The organism is Celerinatantimonas sediminis, assembly GCF_046054195.1.
In the GTDB taxonomy this organism is placed as follows: Bacteria; Pseudomonadota; Gammaproteobacteria; order Enterobacterales; family Celerinatantimonadaceae; genus Celerinatantimonas.
This window is the reverse complement of the sequence record NZ_JBEQCS010000011.1, coordinates 107,248-125,817: the sequence shown is the minus strand read 5'-3', so window position 1 is coordinate 125,817 and position 18,570 is coordinate 107,248. Positions and strand designations below refer to the sequence as shown.

The window sequence follows — 18,570 nt, the reverse complement described above, 5'->3', positions numbered from 1 at the left end:
GAGTGGTAGTTCAGTTGGTTAGAATACCGGCCTGTCACGCCGGGGGTCGCGGGTTCGAGTCCCGTCTACTCCGCCAACTTCTTCAAGCAGTTCTTGCTGATTTATCTTGCGATATTAAGCCTTGGCTAATTGCTCACCGAGTTCTGGTGGGTTTTGAGCGTTCGTCGAGCTTAGCGCTCTTCATTGATATAATTTGTCATCCCTGACAAAAAAATCCTTATTAACTGTCTTATTTATCCGTCGATTTCTCACTCTGGTAGAGTTCTTTAACAGCCAGCTTAACTTGATTCGAGAGAATCGGATCGGGTGCCCCAATTAAAGCAGAGCTCTTATTTGCTTTAATAATCCGAGTCGCTATGACTTGCCGTGTTTTAATATCGTAGATAGCGATTTTTAAAGCTGGATGTTGATGCTTAGGGTCGGTTGCATTCCAAAAGACCCACTGAGGTGACACGTAGTAATAGTAGCCATGGGATTTGGGACCCGCGATGCAATCCACACTGTGACAAGCTGGGCTGTAGGTTACCTTAGCCTTGCTATAGTGTTTAAACGCTTGTGTCAAAGCCAGAGAACCTTCATTATTCATTTCTTGGTTCTGGTGTGGGCCATTGATCGGTTGGCGAACCCGACTAATTAAAACATTGTGATGGGCCTTTAGTGGCGTTGCCCAAAGCGGCAGGCTAATGGCAGTTGAAAATGTACAAATCAGGATAAAGAAGAGTTTTCTCATAGTTTACCGAGTCAGTGATTGTTTTGTTCATGATGGCGGATATAAGAGCGCGATACAACCAACCCAGAAACATCATTTCTGTCATATTCCATAAAAAATACAAATTTTCGGTAAATCAAAATGATTAAATTTTGGGAAATGATTTCATTAAATAAGGCTAATCATAAAGTATGAGAAACATAACTTAACTTATTGAATAAAAACAAATTTATATGATGTATTTGTATTATCCCCTTACAAATTAAACGGAAAAGTGGAAAGTTTTGTTTACATTTTTATAGGGATATTTCCTACAAGCTTATGGGTAAGTATATAGTTCTATCAAATTCCTGATAAAATCCCCTCATTAAGGCAGCTACATAGCGTAGCTTGGATTAGCTTTTTCAATAAATTTTGTCCGGATTGGCAATGTGTTGGCAAGTTACAGGGACCAACTCATTCATACTCGTTTGATTAGATAGAGGCCGGAATAGGGGGATATCATGGCAAATAGGCTGATTTTGATCTCATCTGGTGGTGTATTTTCATCGGCATTAATGAATCATCTGTCTTCAACATTATCAATGGACTACGAAATTTGTGTCTCACCAAGTGATTTTCCTCGTGAAAATGATCATTTCGTGGTTTTAGTGGATTATCAGACTGTTCGCGCAGTAAATAGTCCATGGTTTGAATTTTTCACACCCTTTAATCAGCACATAAAAGTGCTATTACTTGATTACCCAGAAAAAGAACCGCTAGATATTGTCAGTAGCTTGAACAATGTTTGTGGTGTTTTCTTTAGTTCTGACTCACTAGAAACTCTTGAAAAAGGGATTCGTAAAGTGATGGATGGGGAAATGTGGTTTGGTCGCCAGTTGGTTGGTGAACTACTGCAACTGTACAAACGTAAAGTGGGTGAATCAAAACCGACTAAACAAATTAAAATATCACCTCGTGAAGTTGAAGTGTTACGTTGTTTGTCAGTTGGTTATTCCAATCATGATGTTGCGCAAAAACTACATTTAAGTGAAAACACGGTCAAATCACACCTGTTTAATATCTTTCGTAAACTCAATGTTAAAAACCGCACCCAAGCAGTGTCTTGGTTTAACAGCCATTACAGTATGTAATGCCATCATGGTGACCCTTTGGTGACCTTCTGTTTTTACTCATTTGCCGTAATGATTGTTATCGTTAGTAACATGTGCTTTGACGTTTTGTTACCTTTTTACCGATAGATTAACTTCTTTGTCAGACATCTGTGATTTGTTGCTCAACAAGCTGGATTGCTTAGTGAGGCCGCATCAAAAATCCAGTATAGTGAGAGTCGTTAAATCAATCAGGTAGAGATTTTATGAGTCACGAATTAATTCTTTCACAACTAAAAGAAGCCGCTTCTGTTTTAGACCAGTTTTTAAATGATTCGGCAAATATTGCAGCGATAGAAAATGCCGCCACATTAATAGCCGATAGTTTTAAACAAGGTGGTAAAGTTATCTCCTGTGGTAATGGCGGATCACATTGTGATGCGATGCACTTTGCCGAAGAGCTAACTGGTCGCTATCGGGATAATCGTCCGGCATATCCTGCCATTGCAATTTCAGACCCTAGCCACATCTCCTGTGTAGGCAATGATTACGGATTTAACGATATCTTTTCTCGCTATTTAGAAGGCTTAGGTAAACCTGGCGATGTATTGTTAGGGATTAGCACTAGCGGTAATTCAGCGAACATTCTTAAAGCGATTGAAGTTGCTCATAAACAATCGATGAAAGTTGTGATTTTAACCGGTAAAGATGCGGGTAAAATGGCAGGACTTGCTGATTGTGAAATTTGTGTGAAGCATTTTGGATACGCGGATCGTATTCAAGAAATTCATATTAAAGTGATTCATATATTAATTCAGTTAATTGAGCAGAAAATGGCAGGTTAGGAGGTTTATCGCTCGTGTGTGAGTTGTTAGGTATGAGTGCCAATGTGCCGACTGATATTTGTTTTTCGCTGACGGGGTTAGTTCAGCGAGGTGGTCATACCGGGCCTCATAAAGATGGTTGGGGCGTTGCTTTTTATGAAGGCAAAGGATGTCGCAGTTTTAAAGATCCAGCGCCGAGTGCTGAATCTCCAGTTGCGAAAATGGTGTTGGATTATCCGATAAAAAGTTGCGCGGTCATCAGCCATATTCGTCAGGCTAATCGCGGTGGGGTTAGCCTTGAGAATACCCATCCTTTTACCCGAGAGCTTTGGGGACAAAACTGGACTTATGCGCATAATGGCCAATTACGTGGTTATAAAAAACTTGATACAGGCTTTTATCGCCCGATTGGTCAAACCGATAGTGAATGGGTTTTTTGTTGGATTTTAGAGCAGTTACGAGAACGTTATTCGCGCAAACCTGGGCAGATGAATGCCGCTTTTTCATTTGTTGCTTCACTAGCTGATAAGCTTCGCGAGCTAGGCGTTTTTAATATGCTATTGAGTAATGGCGATTATGTGATGGCTTATTGCTCTAATAACTTGCACTGGATTACCCGTCGCGCGCCATTTGGTCAGGCTCGCCTGCAAGATGCTGATGTAACCGTTGATTTTCAGACTCAAACAACGCCCAATGATGTTGTCACTGTGGTTGCTACTCAGCCTTTAACCAGCAATGAGAATTGGCATAAGATGGTGCCAGGTGAGTTTGCCCTGTTTCGTTTAGGCGAGTTGTGTCTTAGCCGAGTTAGCCGCTAACTCAACTACAAAAATGCCCTGAGAGTTTATTTCAGGGCATTTACTTATTCATCGGCATCATCGTTTGCGTATCCGCATGGGCCGAGCGGCTGATTATCCAGCCAAGCCTTGTTATCGCGCATGACTAGCCTGTCATCGCAGAACCATTTAACGACCAATGGATAACTGGTGAGCTCTTGGCTGTTAACTCTTTGAGCAATCAACTGCGCATCATCGTCAGCAAAAATCGGTACCTTAGTTTGCAAAATAATCGGCCCACCATCGAGCTCAGCTGTCACAAAATGAATACTACAGCCACTTTGGGTATCACCATTATCTAAGGCGCGTTGATGGGTATTTAGGCCCGGATATTTAGGTAATAATGATGGATGGATATTGAGCATGCGACCGCTGTAAGCATTAACAAAATCAGCTGTTAAAATGCGCATGAATCCGGCTAAGACGACTAAATCGACCGAATAATCATCCAGTAAGCTGGCTAATGCTCGGTCATAATCGCTTCGCTCTGGATAGTCTTTGGCACTGATAACGGCTGTATCTATTCCAGCTTCAGCAGCTCGGGCCAAGCCTGTTACCCGAGCTTTATTACTGACAACAACAGCTATCTCAGCATTGATGTAATCGTGGTTGCAGGCATCAATTAATGCCTGCAAATTACTACCAAATCCTGAGATCAAAACGCCAACGCGTTTTGTTTGTGGTTGGTTAGGCAAAGACAACTTGTGCCTCTTCACCAGCATCAAGCGCTTGAACTTCACCTAATACCCAAGCTTTTTCACCAGCTGCATGCAAGGTATCGATGGTTTGCTGAACTTTTGCTTGAGGAACAGCAACAACCAAACCCACACCACAGTTAAAGGTGCGATACATCTCTTCGCGAGAGATGTTCCCGTTTTCTTGAAGCCAATCAAAAATTTCAGGCCACTGCCAGCTAGATTCATCAATCACTGCTTTACAGTTTTTTGGCAATACGCGAGGAATATTTTCCCAGAAACCACCGCCTGTAATATGTGAGATGGCATGTACGTCAACTTGTTTAATTAACGCCAATGCTGATTTGACATAAATTCGGGTTGGTGTGAGCAGCGTTTCACCTAGCGTACTTTGGCCAAAACTCTGCAGAGGATCAGCGCCAGAGACTTCTAAAATTTTTCGAATTAACGAAAAACCATTAGAATGTGGGCCGCTTGAGCCAAGCGCGATAAGCGCATCACCAGAGGCTACTTTTGAGCCATCGATAATGTTTTCTTTTTCAACAACGCCTACACAAAACCCTGCAATATCATAATCTTCACCATGATACATGCCTGGCATTTCAGCTGTTTCGCCACCGATCAGCGCACATCCTGACTGTTTACAGCCGTTGCCAATACCGCTGACAACGTCAGCTGCTGTATCAACATCTAATTTGCCAGTGGCGTAATAATCTAAAAAGAACAGTGGTTCAGCCCCTTGAACAATGAGGTCATTGACGCACATTGCGACAAGGTCAATCCCAACACTGTCATGCTTTTTAAGGTCCATCGCCAATCGTAGTTTAGTGCCGACACCGTCAGTACCTGCTACTAATACGGGTTCTTTATAACGAGCTGGGATCTGACATAGTGCTCCAAAACCACCTAATCCACCCATGACTTCTGGGCGAGAGGTCGCTTTACTGACACCTTTGATCCGCTCAACTAAAGCATTTCCAGCATCAATATCGACACCGGCATCCTTGTAACTTAGGGGGGGAGTTTGCTTACTCACAAAATTACCTGCTGCTTAGGGTTAGAATCTGGGGGTATTTTAGCAATGTTGTGAGTCCTAGAACAGTCATGGACGATTAACGGCGACATTTTCCTGTTTTCCTGTAAAATTAAGTCGAATTGTTAGATATTTAATTGGAGAGAAAGGATGAAGGTCGTCGAGGTTAAACACCCCCTGATTCGACACAAATTGGGCTTAATGCGTGAAGCAGATATTAGTACCAAGCGCTTTCGTGAATTAGCAAAGGAAGTTGCTAGTCTGCTGACCTATGAAGCAACTTCTGATTTGGCAATGGAACAGGTGACCATTGACGGTTGGGCCGGGCCAGTCAATGTAGAGCAGATTCAGGGTAAAAAAGCGACCGTCGTACCGATTTTACGTGCAGGACTGGGAATGATGGATGGTGTCCTTGAGCATATGCCGTCTGCAAAAGTAAGCGTTGTCGGTATGTATCGTAATGAAGAAACGCTAGAACCAGTGCCATATTTTGAAAAATTAGTTGGTCAGATTGATGAACGTTTAGCTTTGGTTGTCGACCCAATGTTGGCAACAGGCGGCTCAATGATTGCCACCATTGATCTTTTAAAAAATAAAGGCTGTAAAAAAATCCGAGTATTAGTCTTGGTAGCAGCACCTGAAGGGCTCAAAGCCTTAGAAGAAGCTCATCCTGATATTGAGTTGTATACTGCCTCGATAGATGAAAAGTTAAATTCAGACGGTTATATTATGCCAGGGCTCGGAGATGCTGGTGATAAAATCTTTGGGACTAAATAATTTTTTATAGCCAATGAAAGAGGGCCGTATGCACGCAATGAAGAGAATCCTGGTTGTTTTGTTTGGATTATGTTTGAGCCATGCGGCCTTTGCGATGCAATCTGTCGATCCATACCAGCTAACTGTGCCAGCCAGTGGACAGTTAAGCCAAGATCAGCAAAGCGCATTTAAACTATTGATTGAACGTCTAACGGGTGACGATAAAGCATTAGATAATCAAGCCATTGCGGATGCACTTTCCCATGCTGGAGAATATTTACAGCAGTATTCCTATCAAAACTCTCAAGCCCATCAACAATTACTAGCAACGTTTAACCGCTCGCAGATAGAAACGTTGTTAACTCAGGCGGGAATAGCGTTCTGGGCTCAGGTTCGACCAACTATCTTAGTTTGGTATGCAAGCGAGCAGCAAAACCAGCGACAAATTGATGCCGATGGCAGTGCCAGCGCAACAGCACTGCAGCAACAAGCAAAAAATTTAGCATTACCGATGATCTTCCCTATTATGGATTTAGATGACTCAATGGCTGTGTCTGTCTCTGATGTCTGGGGAGAGTTTAATCAACCCATTATTAAAGCCAGTCGTCGTTATGGCGCTGATATTGCTTTAACTGTTAAAAGCTATTTAGATAACGGCGCAACTCATTTAAGTTGGCAACTTCTCGATGTGCACCAGGGGCAATTGATTAATAGTGGCGATCTTCGCGATGATAATTCAACTGACAATGCGGCTAATCTAACTTCACAGATGCTCAAACAGATAGCTAGTCAATTGGCCGCCCGTTATGCGGTTGTGCGCTCAGTCAATTCGGATAGCCAAATCATTTTAAGTTTTGCGCATATCGATAATTTCACCCAATATCAGCATCTTTATAAATTTTTGATGAATCAACCCAGTGTTGGCCAGGTTAATCTACAACAGGTGAGTGCAGGTCAATACCAATTTGAGGTGCATTTAGTTGGGCCTTGGCAATCCCTGCAATCGGCATTGGAGCTTGATGATAATTATACTCCAATAGTCGGGGTGCCATATCATTATGATGTACAATAGAAATTTCTACCTGGTTGTTTATATTACGATGCCATGGTTATAATAATAAAGAATTGTTTAGAGTTGCTATTATCTGTTGACTAAATCACCACAGCTATCTCTGCCGGTTCATCTACCTGATGATGAAACATTCGCAAGTTTTTATGCCGGCGAGAATTCACAGTTGCTTTCAGCGCTTCAAAATTTAGCGCTGGACCAAGGCGAGCGGATGCTCTATATCTGGGGCGCGCCTGACTCTGGTCGTTCCCATTTACTTCACGCCAGTTGTGCCGAAATGAATAGTTGTAATTTGGCAACAGCTTATTTGCCTTTGGATATGCATGCGATGATGGCTCCTGCTTATTTAGAGGGCTTAGAATCCATGGCTTTGGTTTGTTTAGATAATATCGATGCGGTGGCAGGGCACAAAGACTGGGAAACTGCTATTTTTGATTTTTACAATCGCCGTAAAGAGCTTGATGATTCAACACGTTTGATAGTGACCGCCAATGCTCCTGCTAATCAGTTGCAATGGGCATTACCCGATCTGGCATCGCGTTTAAGCTGGGGGGTGACTTACCGGTTGATTGAGCTTTCTGACACCCAAAAATTAAGTGCTTTGCAGCTGCGAGCTGAACTGCGTGGTTTGCGGATGCCTTTGGAAGTCGCTCGATTTTTAATTAAACGTATTTCCCGCGACATGCCGACCTTACTTGCTACGTTAGATAAACTCGACAGAGCTTCTATCACTGAGCAACGCAAGCTCACCATTCCGTTTGTCAAAGAAACATTAGGATTATAGGGATAATCCTAATGTGGTCATTGATATTTATTTGCTAAATAGAGCAGAAATATTTTCTGGTGGCCGACCAATCACGGCTTTATCACCATTGACGACGATTGGCCGTTCGATAAGTTTTGGATGCTGAGCTAAAACGTCAATCCATTGTTGTTCGCTTAATGATTGCTCCGAAAGGTCCAATTCTTTAAATAATGCTTCTTTACGTCTTACTAGGTCTTTGGCGGGAATAGCCAACTTAGCCAGCAGATCTTTAAGTGTTGCCGCATCTGGTGGTGTTTTTAGATATTCAACGATGGCAATATCTTGAGTGTGTTCTTTTAACAGCTCTAAGGTTTGGCGTGATTTAGAGCACCGAGGGTTATGATAAATTGTAACTGTCATCGGTTTTTCCTTTGATTACAAGTGTTGCAGCTTTTCAAGTTGCTTCTGACTGGCTTTAAACTCATCTATTCGAGCTTTAATTCGTGCTTCGTCCAGGCGATTAGAGGTGTTGTTCAGCGCATTTTTTAATTCGCTAATTCCCTGAGTATATTGTCCGCGCAGGGCAAAATATTCGCCACGAGCTTGTTGCATTTGGGCTGTTAAGTGCTGATGTTGATAAGCCTCTATGAGCGTCTGCCATCCTAAAATGTCATCGTTATGCTCTCGTAAATAACGATCAAGCAGTTGCGATGCCTGCGCATCTTGTTTATTTGCCATATAAGCTGCGGCTAGGTTAATAATTACAATGCGATTATCAGGATAACGCTGGTAAGCATCCTGCAAACGTTTCACCGCTCGAGCGGTCTTTTTCATTGCAATATCGATATCCGATTGAGTATCGAGTACATACATACTTTGTGGATGTTTTTTGGCTAGCTGTGTAATTAGCTCTTGAGCTTTTTCATATTTTTTCTGGGCAAACAGCGCCAAGGTGAGACCGTACAACGCAGCATCTTTGAGTTTATAGTTATGGTTTTCTAACTGGCTATGAAACAAGCTATAAGCTTGGTCAGGATTTAGTCCAACAAAACGGACCTGCATGCGAGCTTTTGCCATCTGAAAATCAAGACTTGGGGCAATGTATTTATCCGGATATTGGCTTGCTCGGGATTGCGCATCAGCAATACGTTGAGCCGTTAAAGGGTGATCAGAAAGCCAAGCAGGCGGTTTGCTTGCATAACGATATTTGGATGCGAGTAAGCTGAAAAAATCGACCATTGCATGAGGATTAAAACCACTGCGATACAAGACCTGCATGCCGATATGATCCGCTTCATATTCGTTTTGGCGAGTATAGTTAATGCGATGCTGAATGCTTGCTGCCATAGTGGTTTGCATCGCTGCGATCCCTGCAACGGGGTTGGCAATAGCCACAATAAAGGAGCCGAGCAATCCTGCTATCGTTAAATGGCTGGCCGATGCCGATTTTTCTATGCTACGAGCAATATGCCGCTGAGTCACGTGGCTAATTTCGTGGGCGAGGACCGCTGCTAATTCGCTTTGCGTTCGAGCCATTACCACCGTTCCGGTGTTGACTTTCACATAACCACCTAAAAAAGCAGCTGCATTGATACTAGCGTCATTGATTAAGAAGAAGTGAAAAGGCAGATGGACGTTATCTGCGTGAGCAACGAGACGATGCCCAAGTTGATTAATGTAATCTTCAAGCAATGGGTCTTGTACAATCGGTGAGCTGGCGCGCATGGCACGCATGTAAGCGTCGCCATACTGCTTTTCTTGTGCAATCGAAAGCGCTTGAGCACCGGCAGTGCCAATCTCTGGCAGAGAATTGTCAGCCAAACTTTGCAGTGAAATGATAAAGACCAGTAATCCTAAAACTAGATCTTTTACCAAGCTTTGAACCTGCTTGCGATAAGATATTATGACGATCTCAGTTCACCTTAATCTTGTAATCTTGATTGTCTAATCATAACGAAATTATTCCCACCCTGACACTTTCGTTTACTTTTCTGTTGGCATTTAACCAGTCTCGTAATGATTGGTGAAAAACCAGAGTAGATAGCGAAAGTATTTCCGACTTAAAAGCTCTCAATATTAATTACTATTTTTTGGTTAAACGCCGTTAACTAAGCGAAATATTCTAGATATTTTAAAGGAGTTTAATTCTTGGATAAAATATATACTTTACCAGATAGTTATGGTGTAAATTCATACAAGCGATGAAGGCTCAGCTATGGTAGGCTACGCCTTCTACTTTCGTTGAGAGGGTTATCAACTGCTTATGTTTAGCCTTTTTAAAGGTTGGTATCAGCGTAAATTTTCGGATCCGGAAGCCGTCGCGCTGGTATTTTTATTGGTTGTAGGGTTTTTAGTGCTCTATTTTATGGGGCATTTGTTAGCGCCATTTCTGGTCGCTGTGATCCTCGCATACCTTCTCGACTGGCCTATCACCCGTTTAGAAAAATTCGGGATGGGGCGCCGCTGGGCAACATCCGTGGTATTGCTGGCTTTTGGTATTCTCGTTGTAGTCGCGGTGGTGCGAATTTTACCAACGGTCTGGACCCAAGGCGCTAATCTGATTACTGAGCTGCCAACGATGTTTAATAAAGCTCAAGATTTTATGGATTCGCTGCCACAACGTTATCCAGATTTAATTGATCCGGCTTTTGTCGATACGGTCACCAGTACCATTCAGCATCGTTTTTTAGGAATGGGTGAAAAAATGGTGCAGGCATCAATCAGCTCTCTAATTAGTCTGGCAGCACTCGCGATTTATTGTATTTTAGTGCCCTTGATGCTGTTCTTTCTACTGGCTGATAAACACCGATTGATCCGTTCAGCTTCGCGTTTCTTACCTAAAAACCGAATTCTTGTCGGCCAAGTATGGCATGAAATGCATCAGCAAATTACCAATTATCTGCGCGGTAAGGCTATTGAAATAATCGTAGTGGGCATTGCGACTTATCTGGTTTTCTTTGTGATGGGAATGCGCTATTCAGCTTTACTCGGTGTTGCGGTAGGCTTGTCGGTGCTGATCCCATATATCGGCGCCTTCGTGGTAACTGTCCCGGTGACCATGGTCGCACTATTTCAATGGGGGCCAACGGCTGATTTTGGATATCTGATGCTGGCGTATCTGATTGTTCAGGGGCTCGATGGGAACCTGCTGGTGCCATTGCTCTTTTCTGAAGCCGTTAATTTGCATCCATTAGCAATTATTATTGCGGTGATCTTATTTGGCGGTTTATGGGGTTTTTGGGGAGTATTCTTTGCCATTCCGTTGGCAACACTCGTCAAAGCTGTCCTCAACGCTTGGCCATCGGATACGGCTAATACCGATAAAAAACTTATTGAATAAACGTATTGAATAAAAAAGGCGCGAGAGTTTCGCGCCTGCGCCTTTTAGCATCAAGGCTTATTTGTTTAAGTAGTTTAAAACCACTTCGTGGTGATCTTTGGTTTTGAACTTATCAAATATATGCTCAATGTTACCCGATTCATCGACTAAGAAACTGGTTCTAACCACGCCCATATTTTCTCGTCCCATGACTTCCCACCCTTGGAAATATGCTAAGACATAAATTTTGACGATTCTTAATAAAGTCTATCTTTAACAATGAGTTAAGTTAATAAATTTCTTGTTTGAACCCTAATTATAGCAGTTGTCATATTTTTTTGTAAATTGGGCTATTTTTGACGCTTTTCGAAGCGGGAACTTGTCATAAAAAGTTTAGGCGATGTTATAAGATGAGGCTGATTTTCATTGCGACAGAATCGCTCGGTGATCACAAGCATGATTCTGAGCCTATAACTCATTTGTGGACAGAAACGCGTTAGAACTATTACCCTAAATCGTTTCTGTCAGATTAGGAAAAGTATGTTTGACACCTTGATCGTTTGTTACTTGCCGATACCAACGCCCCTGTTAAGCATGTACTGATAAAGTAATTGGCTTTGAAGGCTTTCTGTTTTTGATAAAGCCGATGTAACCCCAAGCTGATCTTCTGTTGAGCGATGTTGCCCTAGTTTTTCTTTACCTTGAAGCGATTCTATGTTGATTTTAAAACCAACAATACCTTTACTAAGTTTTGATTTAAAGCCCTCTGGAATAGTTAAATTAGGATCATATTTTTTCACGGTTTCATCAAGTGTTGTCAGAGTTGTTTCCTGATCCGTTAGCTGAATTATTCCTGTGGCATGGACTGTACTGTAGTTCCAAGTTGGTACTGCTGGAGAAGTCTCATACCAAGTTGGTGAAATGTATGAGTGTGGACCAGAAAAAATCACTAAAACCTTGGCTCCGTTAGCAGCTTTCCAGTGGTGATTTGTTCTGGCAAAGTGACCATAAAGTGTGCCATTTTCCCCCTCATTTTCCTTAAGCAATAAAGGGAGATGCGATGCTTCTAAATCATTAGATATGACAGCAGCAAAGCTATACTCTTTAATAAAGTTGTGCATTTCTGTGTTGGAATATATTTTCCATTTTTCGGGAATGTGCATTCTAGTCCTTTGGCAGCTAACGCTTGTTATACGGTTTTTAGCCGACTTTTCATACTCTTATCATGCAGCATCTTCAATAAAAGTTTAATTTATAATCAATAGGTTAATGAGCGGTATTGGCATTAGATTACAAAATGACGTATAGCTTTTAAAAAGCTTACAACGACACTCCCTCTTGTAACTACAGGTAAGGCAAACGTACAACAGCAGATTTTGAGTGCACTTTCACGCTGAGAAGGAAAGGTGCATAACTGTGCCAGCCCAGATAAAGCTGGACAGTTTCGTTTTAGCAATTTTTCTAAATTAGATAAAGGAGGATAACTTCATCTATCGCAATATATAGATATTTCGGTAGCCGCATCATAGCTATCGCTCCTAAACCATTAAATTCGTCAACGGCTTAGGAGCAGTGAGGAAATATACATGAGGAATATTTTCTCACGCTAATAGACTTGCACCAATCATAAGGAAAATGAGTGCGGCTACTCGTGTAGGCTCAATTTCAACAATATTAGCACCAAACATACCAAATCGATCTATCAGCAAGGAACTGAAAATTTGCCCTACCATTATAAAGGCAACCATTTTCGCCGCACCAAGTTGTGGAACAACGATCGCGGATACTGATAAAACAACACATCCACAAATGCCTCCTAGCCACACCCACCAAGGCTGCGCTATTGTTTCTTTAATCATCGGTAACCCCCCCGCTGTCATGAATGCGATCAACGAGAGAATGATAGTTAATATTCCACCAGAAAACGCGGTTGCCCATAAACTAGAGTGCAAGCCTTTCGCTAACTGAGCGTTCATCAACGACTGAACTGGTAGCATTAGTCCTGCGAAAAGCGCAAGTACAACACTGATTACATTCATGACTGGAACTCTTTTAACACAGCCTCAAGGTGCTCGGGGCTTTCCTCTGGCAAATAGTGACCAGCACCTTCGATTACCTCTCCCCGAATATCAGCACACATTGGAGATAATGTATTATACAGCAAATCAGCGACACCATATCGTGCACCAATTGCGAATACAGGCATTAACAATTGCTTCTCTGAGCGTAATTTATTTATCGCCATATCCTGCTTGGAGAACGCATTTTTATAGTAACTTAGCGCACTGCGTAGCGCTCCAGGAAGACGATTAACACGAACATATTCTGCAAGCGCCTTTTCATCTATCATCCAACCGAATTCAGCTTTGGTTGAAAACAACCATCTTAGAAAGGGTTCTTCACGATCTTTAAGCAAAATTTCAGGAAGATCACTCAACCGGTTAAAAGCAAAATGCCAAGTACGCATGACTTGTTCATCTGTCAGTTCACCACTGGGTAGAGTGCTAAGCCCCGGTATTGCAGCATCCATTAATACCAGTTTTTTAACGCAATTAGGGTGGTCTGAAGCAAGTGCATAGCCCATCCACGCACCGACATCATGAGCGATGATTTCGATACCATCTTTTTCTTCTGAAGCGAGACTCTGAATCACTGAGTGTAATATTAGGGCAATAGTCGTTGAATCATATCCTTCGGTTGGATGATCAGAGTCACCCATTCCTGGAAGATCAAGGGCGACTACTCGTTTACCTGAGTTAGCCAGTGCTGGCATCAGATAACGCCACGCATACCAACTTTGCGGCCATCCTGGTAACAATAATACCGTGGGGCCTTGTCCTCCTGATACATAGTGCAGCCGTCCCATTTGTGTTCTTACCACCCCATGAGAAAATTGTTGCCAAAACAGTTGCTCGTCAAATTTAATATTTTGCATATTACCCCCCCCATTATGGAAACGTTCGTTTCCTAATTACGTAAAAATTATGGCTACACAATAAATTGGATAGCCAATTGAAAAATTGAAAGTTATTTAGGTGAACGCACTACTTATTAATCAAGTAGGCTCATTGATGTGGAAACAATGTTTTCCAAATGACTTTTGTCTACATTCACTTTTCCAATCACCCGCATTCCTTGAGTAATACTGTGGATTGTTTGAGCCATTTTATCTGGATCAATAGCCATCGAAATCGACCCATCTTGTTGACCAAGGATGATAAGTTCACGAATCGTTTTTATCCCCGAGTCAAATAGTCTATTGATTTTCTGCTTTATTTCACTGTCTTCGCTAGATAATTCAACCGCTGTAGCAACCACCATACAGCCGATTTGACCCGATTCACCCAAGCTGTCATGTGCATAGCCGTTCAATAAATTACGAATTTTTTCCCTACCAGAGTCTGCTTGAGCAATTCGAACCTGACTTAACGTATACCTTTGATCTTTATAGTAATCTAACGCTTTCATAAACAGCGTTCGTTTATCTTTAAACGCTTTATAAATGCTCCCAGCAGTCAAATTGAGTGACTCGCTCAAGTCTTTGATAGATGTCCCGTTGTAACCTTTAGTGCTGAATACGTTAATTGCATTCGCTAACGCAACGTCAGTATCAAACGTTCTTGGTCTTCTTGGTAATGCTGTCATCAATGGCACCCTGAACTCGAATTTAACTCATAATAGGGAATGATCGTTTCCTATTGAAGAGAATTTGAAAAATTATCTTCAATAAAAACTTTATCGGGAATAATCAGTATTATTATTTTTATCAGTGAATCACCACGAGGAAACCTCCAATTCAGTCTGTAAATTGAAGTTTAAATTTGTCTAAATTCGACTTGGGGAGCATCCCCCCTCCCTTGGACATCCTAATCAAGGTAGGCGACGAGTTCTTCTGGCTGCCCCAATGGAAATGCCGCTTGCAAATGCTCTAAAAATACCTTGACTCTGGCATTAAGTAATCGACGTGATGGATACAGTACCCACAAGGAAATATCGGCTGTTTGAGCCTCTCCCCATCGAATCAATTTACCTGACTTTAGTTCTCTATCTATTAGTGAGAGAGGAAGCATTCCAACTCCAGCTCCAGCACATATGGCATCACGGATCATAATCATGGAGGAAAGCCGTAATACTGGAATAACTCGTAGATTTATTTTCTCGCCGTTTGAAATGAAATTCCACATATCGGGTTGTTTACCGGAGCCATGTATTACGACCGGAACAGCTTGATTATTGGATGGTCGTTTTACCTCAGTACTTGCCACCACTACGAGTTTATCCTGCAAAAACTTGCGGCCATATAAGTTTTCATCTATCGCAGGGTTAACTCTAATTACCAGATCATACCCCTCCTCGACCATATCGGAGATATGATCGTCTGAGGTCACCTCTAATTGTACATCCGGATATTTTAATGAGAACTCAGCGGCCAGCTTCCCCATTACAAGTTGACTAAATAGTAATGGAGCACTAACTCTCAAACGTCCACGAGGTTGACTCGATCTGGACGAAATGGCCAAAACAGTTTCATCTAATTCTGTTAGCAAAACACCTGTTCGTTCATAGAGGACCATTCCTTCTTCGGTCAATTTGAGTCGGTGAGAGCCACGTTCAAATAACCTGAGTTGAAGACTATGTTCAAGTTCAGCAACACGTCTTGATAAAGTTGCTTTTGGGCGTCCTGTAGCACGTGCAGCACTGCTAAAGCCACCGTATCTAGCGACTAAATTGAAATCTGAAAGCGCAAGTAAGTCCATAATTTCGTTCCATCCATGAGACATATTGTCCAATTTTACTATCTATATAATTAAAAAAGAAACGCCTAATATTTCAATTGTCAGCAGACAATACTGCCTAATTAATAATTCGGAGAACACATTATGACCATTCTCGTAACCGGGGCGACTGGCCGCGTGGGCCAACAAATCGTTGAACAATTACTACAACGTAACATGGACGTTCGAGTTTTAACCCGATCCCCTTCAAAAGTGTCATTTTCTAAAATGGTAGAGGTGGTTAAAGGTGATCTACTTAATATTGATTCACTTAGAGAAGCAATGACTGGCATTCGAACTCTGTTCCTACTTAACGCTGTAACTGGTGACGAATTTACCCAAGCACTTATCACTTTAAACATAGCCAAAGAAGTTGGTGTAGATCGAGTCGTATATCTCTCCGTATTTGATGCCGAAAAAGCCGTTAACGTACCTCATTTTACGGTGAAATATGGAGCAGAAAGAATGCTGAAAGAACAAGGATTTAGTGCAACTATCTTGCGACCAGCTTATTTTATCGATAATGATGTTAGGGTAAAGGAGGTCATTTTTAACAATGAGGTTTATCCAATACCTATTGGCGGCAAAGGAATTGCAATGATTGATGTTACCGATATTGCTGAGATAGCTGCACTCGAATTAATCCGTCGAGACCAAGCCGAAACGACACTTCCGGTTGAAACCTTAAATCTTGTTGGCCCAGACACACTAAGCGGCACTGACATCGCGGCTATTTGGTCTGAAGAATTGGGTAAAACCATCAAATATGGTGGTGATGACCCGAGTGGATTTGAATCATACATGGAGACAATCATGCCCAAGTGGAGTGCTTATGAAATGCGCTTGATGGCAGAGCGTTATGTAGGTTATGGCATGATCCCTCAAGCAGGCGATACGGAGCATTTAACCAAACTCTTAGGTCGCCCATTAAAAAGTTATCGCGATTTTGTAAAAAACTTAATAAATAATGAGCGGGTGATATTCGAGGATAGGCTTTAATGTGATAGACGCACCTGCTTACTAGTGTGTTGTGGCTTTGGTTCTTAAATTGATTTAGCTAAACGATGAAGGAAGACTAGCTTAAGTTTTTGCAACTTGACGTAACTCATTTCTAGGGAATTATTTATCTATCTACCCTAGGATACATATACCTAAAAAAATCAGCCTGTTAGTGGATTTTGAATCGAAAAGCGTGAACGCCTCAAACCCCAACAGTAATAAATAAATGGCTTTAAAGGGGAAGTTAGAAGGCTCATTGAACAAAGTACTATTGACTGAGCCCACTTCAAGGCAGAAATAACGTATAGGTCGTGTGGGTGGGCTGTCTCAAAACTTGGAGCAGTCCCGGCATAGCAGCAGACCGTCTTAACCACATGACCCGTCCTAAAATAGGTTGACAGTTTTTAGGCCAGCTCCAGTAGCTGGCCTTTTCTATTGTGCACCTGATTGGGTGTTTCCATATTTAAACTCAAGTGCGGCCTTAGTTCGTTATATATCGCTATTGATTCTCTGACTAGTTTAGCCAGCTCGGCCAGTGTTTTACACCGGTAGATTAAAAATTCCTGCTTCAGTATTCCATTCACTCTTTCGGCTAACGCATTTTGGTAGCAATCATACCCATCCGTCATTGATGGCTGAATTCGATTCTTCTGAAGCACATTCTGATAGACGGCTGAACAATACTGTACGCCTCGGTCTGAGTGATGCACAGCATTCCCAAGATAGCGCTTATCTTTCACCGCCATTTGCAGCGCTTTCACCACGTTATCCGCCTTCATGTCTTTGCTTAAATGATGACCGACTATCTTACGTGAACTGGCATCGGTGACCAGCGATAGATAGTGCACGCCTTGGTCTGATTCAACATACGTTATGTCACTGACCAGGACATGCGCAGCATGAGGTTGCCTTCCTTCTTTCAGCAAGTTGGGATATTTTCTCATCCAGTGCTTACTGTCCGTCGTTTTTGTGAAGCTTCTTTTGGGCTTAACGAGCAAACCCTGACTTCTCAAATAGGCAAAGAACCCGTCTCTTCCCAGTTTGATATCCTGGTCAACCAGCTTTGGTTTTATCAACGTATAAAGCTTACGTGTCCCTAACCTCGGCATGAATCTACGCCAGTACAGGACCCAATCTTTGATGACGGATAATGTTGCTCGTCGGCTCGCCATTCGCTCAACCGCTTGATAAATCGATTGCCGTGAAATCCCGGTCGCTCGACAAGCGGCTGCCAGGTTTATTTCACCTTTGGTTTTGGCTTGCCAGATAAACCGGATAAGTACTTTTTTCTGAGGCCTGCACCGTACTCATTGTCCATGATATCGACCATGCCATTGAGAATTTTGTTCCGCAGTTTCTCTTCGGCTAACGCACGTTCAAGACGCTTGATAGTTTCGGCTGGTGTTTCTTTTGAATGAGGCATAAGGGGATGCTGAAATGGTTTCGACCAATCCAGTCTACCATGTTTTCGAAGCCAAACGAGTACAGTTGAGCGACCTTGGATGCCAAAACGGGCTTGTGCTTGTTTATAAGTCATTTCGCCTTTTTCGACGCGTTCAACAACGCCCAATTTAAAGGCCAAGGTGTAATCGCGCTGCGTCCGTTTACGGGGTGAATGGGTTGGGGTTGTCATAAAGAAGTCCTCTTTATGTCAACGTATTTCAGGACGAGACATATTGAATAAAAAAGGCGCGAGAGTTTCGCGCCTGCGCCTTTTAG

19 protein-coding genes and 1 pseudogene are annotated in these 18,570 nt (G+C 42.3%); 8 read left to right on the top strand and 12 right to left on the bottom strand.

The features are described from left to right. Nucleotides 1–229: 229 nt before the first annotated feature. Nucleotides 230–730: a DUF4823 domain-containing protein gene (locus ABTQ23_RS13660; RefSeq protein ID WP_408616294.1), complete on the bottom strand. Its 501-nt coding sequence runs from the start codon at nt 728–730 to the stop codon at nt 230–232. Between the two features lie 482 nt (nt 731–1,212). Between ABTQ23_RS13660 and ABTQ23_RS13655 the strand changes: the two genes are divergently transcribed. The 3 genes from ABTQ23_RS13655 to ABTQ23_RS13645 all read left to right on the top strand — a co-directional run bounded on the left by ABTQ23_RS13655 (nt 1,213) and on the right by ABTQ23_RS13645 (nt 3,442). Then, nucleotides 1,213–1,842: a LuxR C-terminal-related transcriptional regulator gene (locus tag ABTQ23_RS13655; RefSeq protein ID WP_408616293.1), complete on the top strand. Its 630-nt coding sequence runs from the start codon at nt 1,213–1,215 to the stop codon at nt 1,840–1,842. A 224-nt stretch (nt 1,843–2,066) separates the two neighbouring features. Then, a complete protein-coding gene (gene lpcA / locus ABTQ23_RS13650) occupies nt 2,067–2,645 on the top strand; it encodes a D-sedoheptulose 7-phosphate isomerase (RefSeq protein WP_408616292.1) in 579 nt (192 codons plus the stop codon). Between the two features lie 14 nt (nt 2,646–2,659). Then, the gene (locus ABTQ23_RS13645) at nt 2,660–3,442 is read left to right on the top strand and encodes a class II glutamine amidotransferase (protein ID WP_408616291.1); all 783 of its coding nucleotides are present in this window, start codon (nt 2,660–2,662) and stop codon (nt 3,440–3,442) included. A gap of 44 nt (nt 3,443–3,486) precedes the next feature. On the opposite strand, the gene purN is transcribed toward ABTQ23_RS13645, so the two are convergent. Beyond that, nucleotides 3,487–4,161, bottom strand: a complete 675-nt coding sequence (purN, locus tag ABTQ23_RS13640) for a phosphoribosylglycinamide formyltransferase (protein ID WP_408616290.1) — start codon at nt 4,159–4,161, stop codon at nt 3,487–3,489. Next, on the bottom strand, nt 4,148–5,191 hold the full coding sequence (gene purM, locus ABTQ23_RS13635; RefSeq protein ID WP_408616289.1) for a phosphoribosylformylglycinamidine cyclo-ligase: 1,044 nt from the start codon (nt 5,189–5,191) through the stop codon (nt 4,148–4,150). Before purM ends, purN begins: the two co-directional genes overlap by 14 nt. A 147-nt stretch (nt 5,192–5,338) precedes the next feature. On the opposite strand from purM, the gene upp reads away from it, so the two are divergent. The 3 genes from upp to hda all read left to right on the top strand — a co-directional run bounded on the left by upp (nt 5,339) and on the right by hda (nt 7,797). Further along, nucleotides 5,339–5,965 (top strand): uracil phosphoribosyltransferase, encoded by a 627-nt coding sequence (upp, locus tag ABTQ23_RS13630; RefSeq protein WP_408616288.1) that lies wholly within the window; start codon nt 5,339–5,341, stop codon nt 5,963–5,965. 28 nt (nt 5,966–5,993) lie between these two features. Continuing rightward, nucleotides 5,994–7,016, top strand: coding sequence for a DUF8605 domain-containing protein (locus ABTQ23_RS13625; RefSeq protein WP_408616287.1), 1,023 nt, complete (start codon nt 5,994–5,996; stop codon nt 7,014–7,016). A 76-nt stretch (nt 7,017–7,092) separates the two neighbouring features. Continuing rightward, a complete protein-coding gene (gene hda / locus ABTQ23_RS13620; protein WP_408616286.1) occupies nt 7,093–7,797 on the top strand; it encodes a DnaA inactivator Hda in 705 nt (234 codons plus the stop codon). 27 nt (nt 7,798–7,824) lie between these two features. Here the strand turns inward: hda and arsC are convergent, their stop codons facing one another. After that, on the bottom strand, nt 7,825–8,178 hold the full coding sequence (arsC, locus tag ABTQ23_RS13615) for an arsenate reductase (glutaredoxin) (protein ID WP_408616285.1): 354 nt from the start codon (nt 8,176–8,178) through the stop codon (nt 7,825–7,827). A 15-nt stretch (nt 8,179–8,193) separates the two neighbouring features. Beyond that, nucleotides 8,194–9,633, bottom strand: coding sequence for a beta-barrel assembly-enhancing protease (bepA, locus tag ABTQ23_RS13610; protein WP_408616284.1), 1,440 nt, complete (start codon nt 9,631–9,633; stop codon nt 8,194–8,196). A gap of 388 nt (nt 9,634–10,021) precedes the next feature. On the opposite strand from bepA, the gene ABTQ23_RS13605 reads away from it, so the two are divergent. After that, entirely contained in the window at nt 10,022–11,098 is a 1,077-nt protein-coding gene (locus tag ABTQ23_RS13605; RefSeq protein ID WP_408616283.1) for an AI-2E family transporter, read from the top strand. Nucleotides 11,099–11,155: 57 nt separating this feature from the next. Here ABTQ23_RS13605 and ABTQ23_RS13600 read toward each other — a convergent pair. The 6 genes and pseudogenes from ABTQ23_RS13600 to ABTQ23_RS13575 form a co-directional block, all read right to left on the bottom strand. Then, a pseudogene (locus ABTQ23_RS13600) lies at nt 11,156–11,287 on the bottom strand (thioredoxin-dependent thiol peroxidase); the annotation flags it as partial. 353 nt (nt 11,288–11,640) lie between these two features. Then, on the bottom strand, nt 11,641–12,240 hold the full coding sequence (locus ABTQ23_RS13595) for an FMN-binding negative transcriptional regulator (protein WP_408616282.1): 600 nt from the start codon (nt 12,238–12,240) through the stop codon (nt 11,641–11,643). Nucleotides 12,241–12,678: 438 nt separating this feature from the next. Then, nucleotides 12,679–13,116: a DMT family transporter gene (locus tag ABTQ23_RS13590; RefSeq protein ID WP_408616281.1), complete on the bottom strand. Its 438-nt coding sequence runs from the start codon at nt 13,114–13,116 to the stop codon at nt 12,679–12,681. Further along, nucleotides 13,113–14,012 (bottom strand): alpha/beta fold hydrolase, encoded by a 900-nt coding sequence (locus ABTQ23_RS13585; protein ID WP_408616280.1) that lies wholly within the window; start codon nt 14,010–14,012, stop codon nt 13,113–13,115. Before ABTQ23_RS13585 ends, ABTQ23_RS13590 begins: the two co-directional genes overlap by 4 nt. 116 nt (nt 14,013–14,128) lie before the next feature. Beyond that, complete coding sequence (locus ABTQ23_RS13580; RefSeq protein WP_408616279.1) at nt 14,129–14,722, bottom strand: TetR/AcrR family transcriptional regulator; 594 nt, start codon at nt 14,720–14,722, stop codon at nt 14,129–14,131. Nucleotides 14,723–14,943: 221 nt separating this feature from the next. Continuing rightward, complete coding sequence (locus ABTQ23_RS13575) at nt 14,944–15,834, bottom strand: LysR family transcriptional regulator (protein WP_093270382.1); 891 nt, start codon at nt 15,832–15,834, stop codon at nt 14,944–14,946. 123 nt (nt 15,835–15,957) lie between these two features. On the opposite strand from ABTQ23_RS13575, the gene ABTQ23_RS13570 reads away from it, so the two are divergent. Continuing rightward, nucleotides 15,958–16,851, top strand: a complete 894-nt coding sequence (locus ABTQ23_RS13570; protein WP_408616278.1) for an SDR family oxidoreductase — start codon at nt 15,958–15,960, stop codon at nt 16,849–16,851. A 404-nt stretch (nt 16,852–17,255) separates the two neighbouring features. Here the strand turns inward: ABTQ23_RS13570 and ABTQ23_RS13565 are convergent. After that, a protein-coding gene (locus tag ABTQ23_RS13565; protein ID WP_408616277.1) for an IS3 family transposase occupies nt 17,256–18,484 on the bottom strand; the annotation gives its coding sequence in 2 pieces (ribosomal slippage) (nt 17,256–18,133 and nt 18,133–18,484; 1,230 coding nt in all). Nucleotides 18,485–18,570 lie beyond the last annotated feature (86 nt).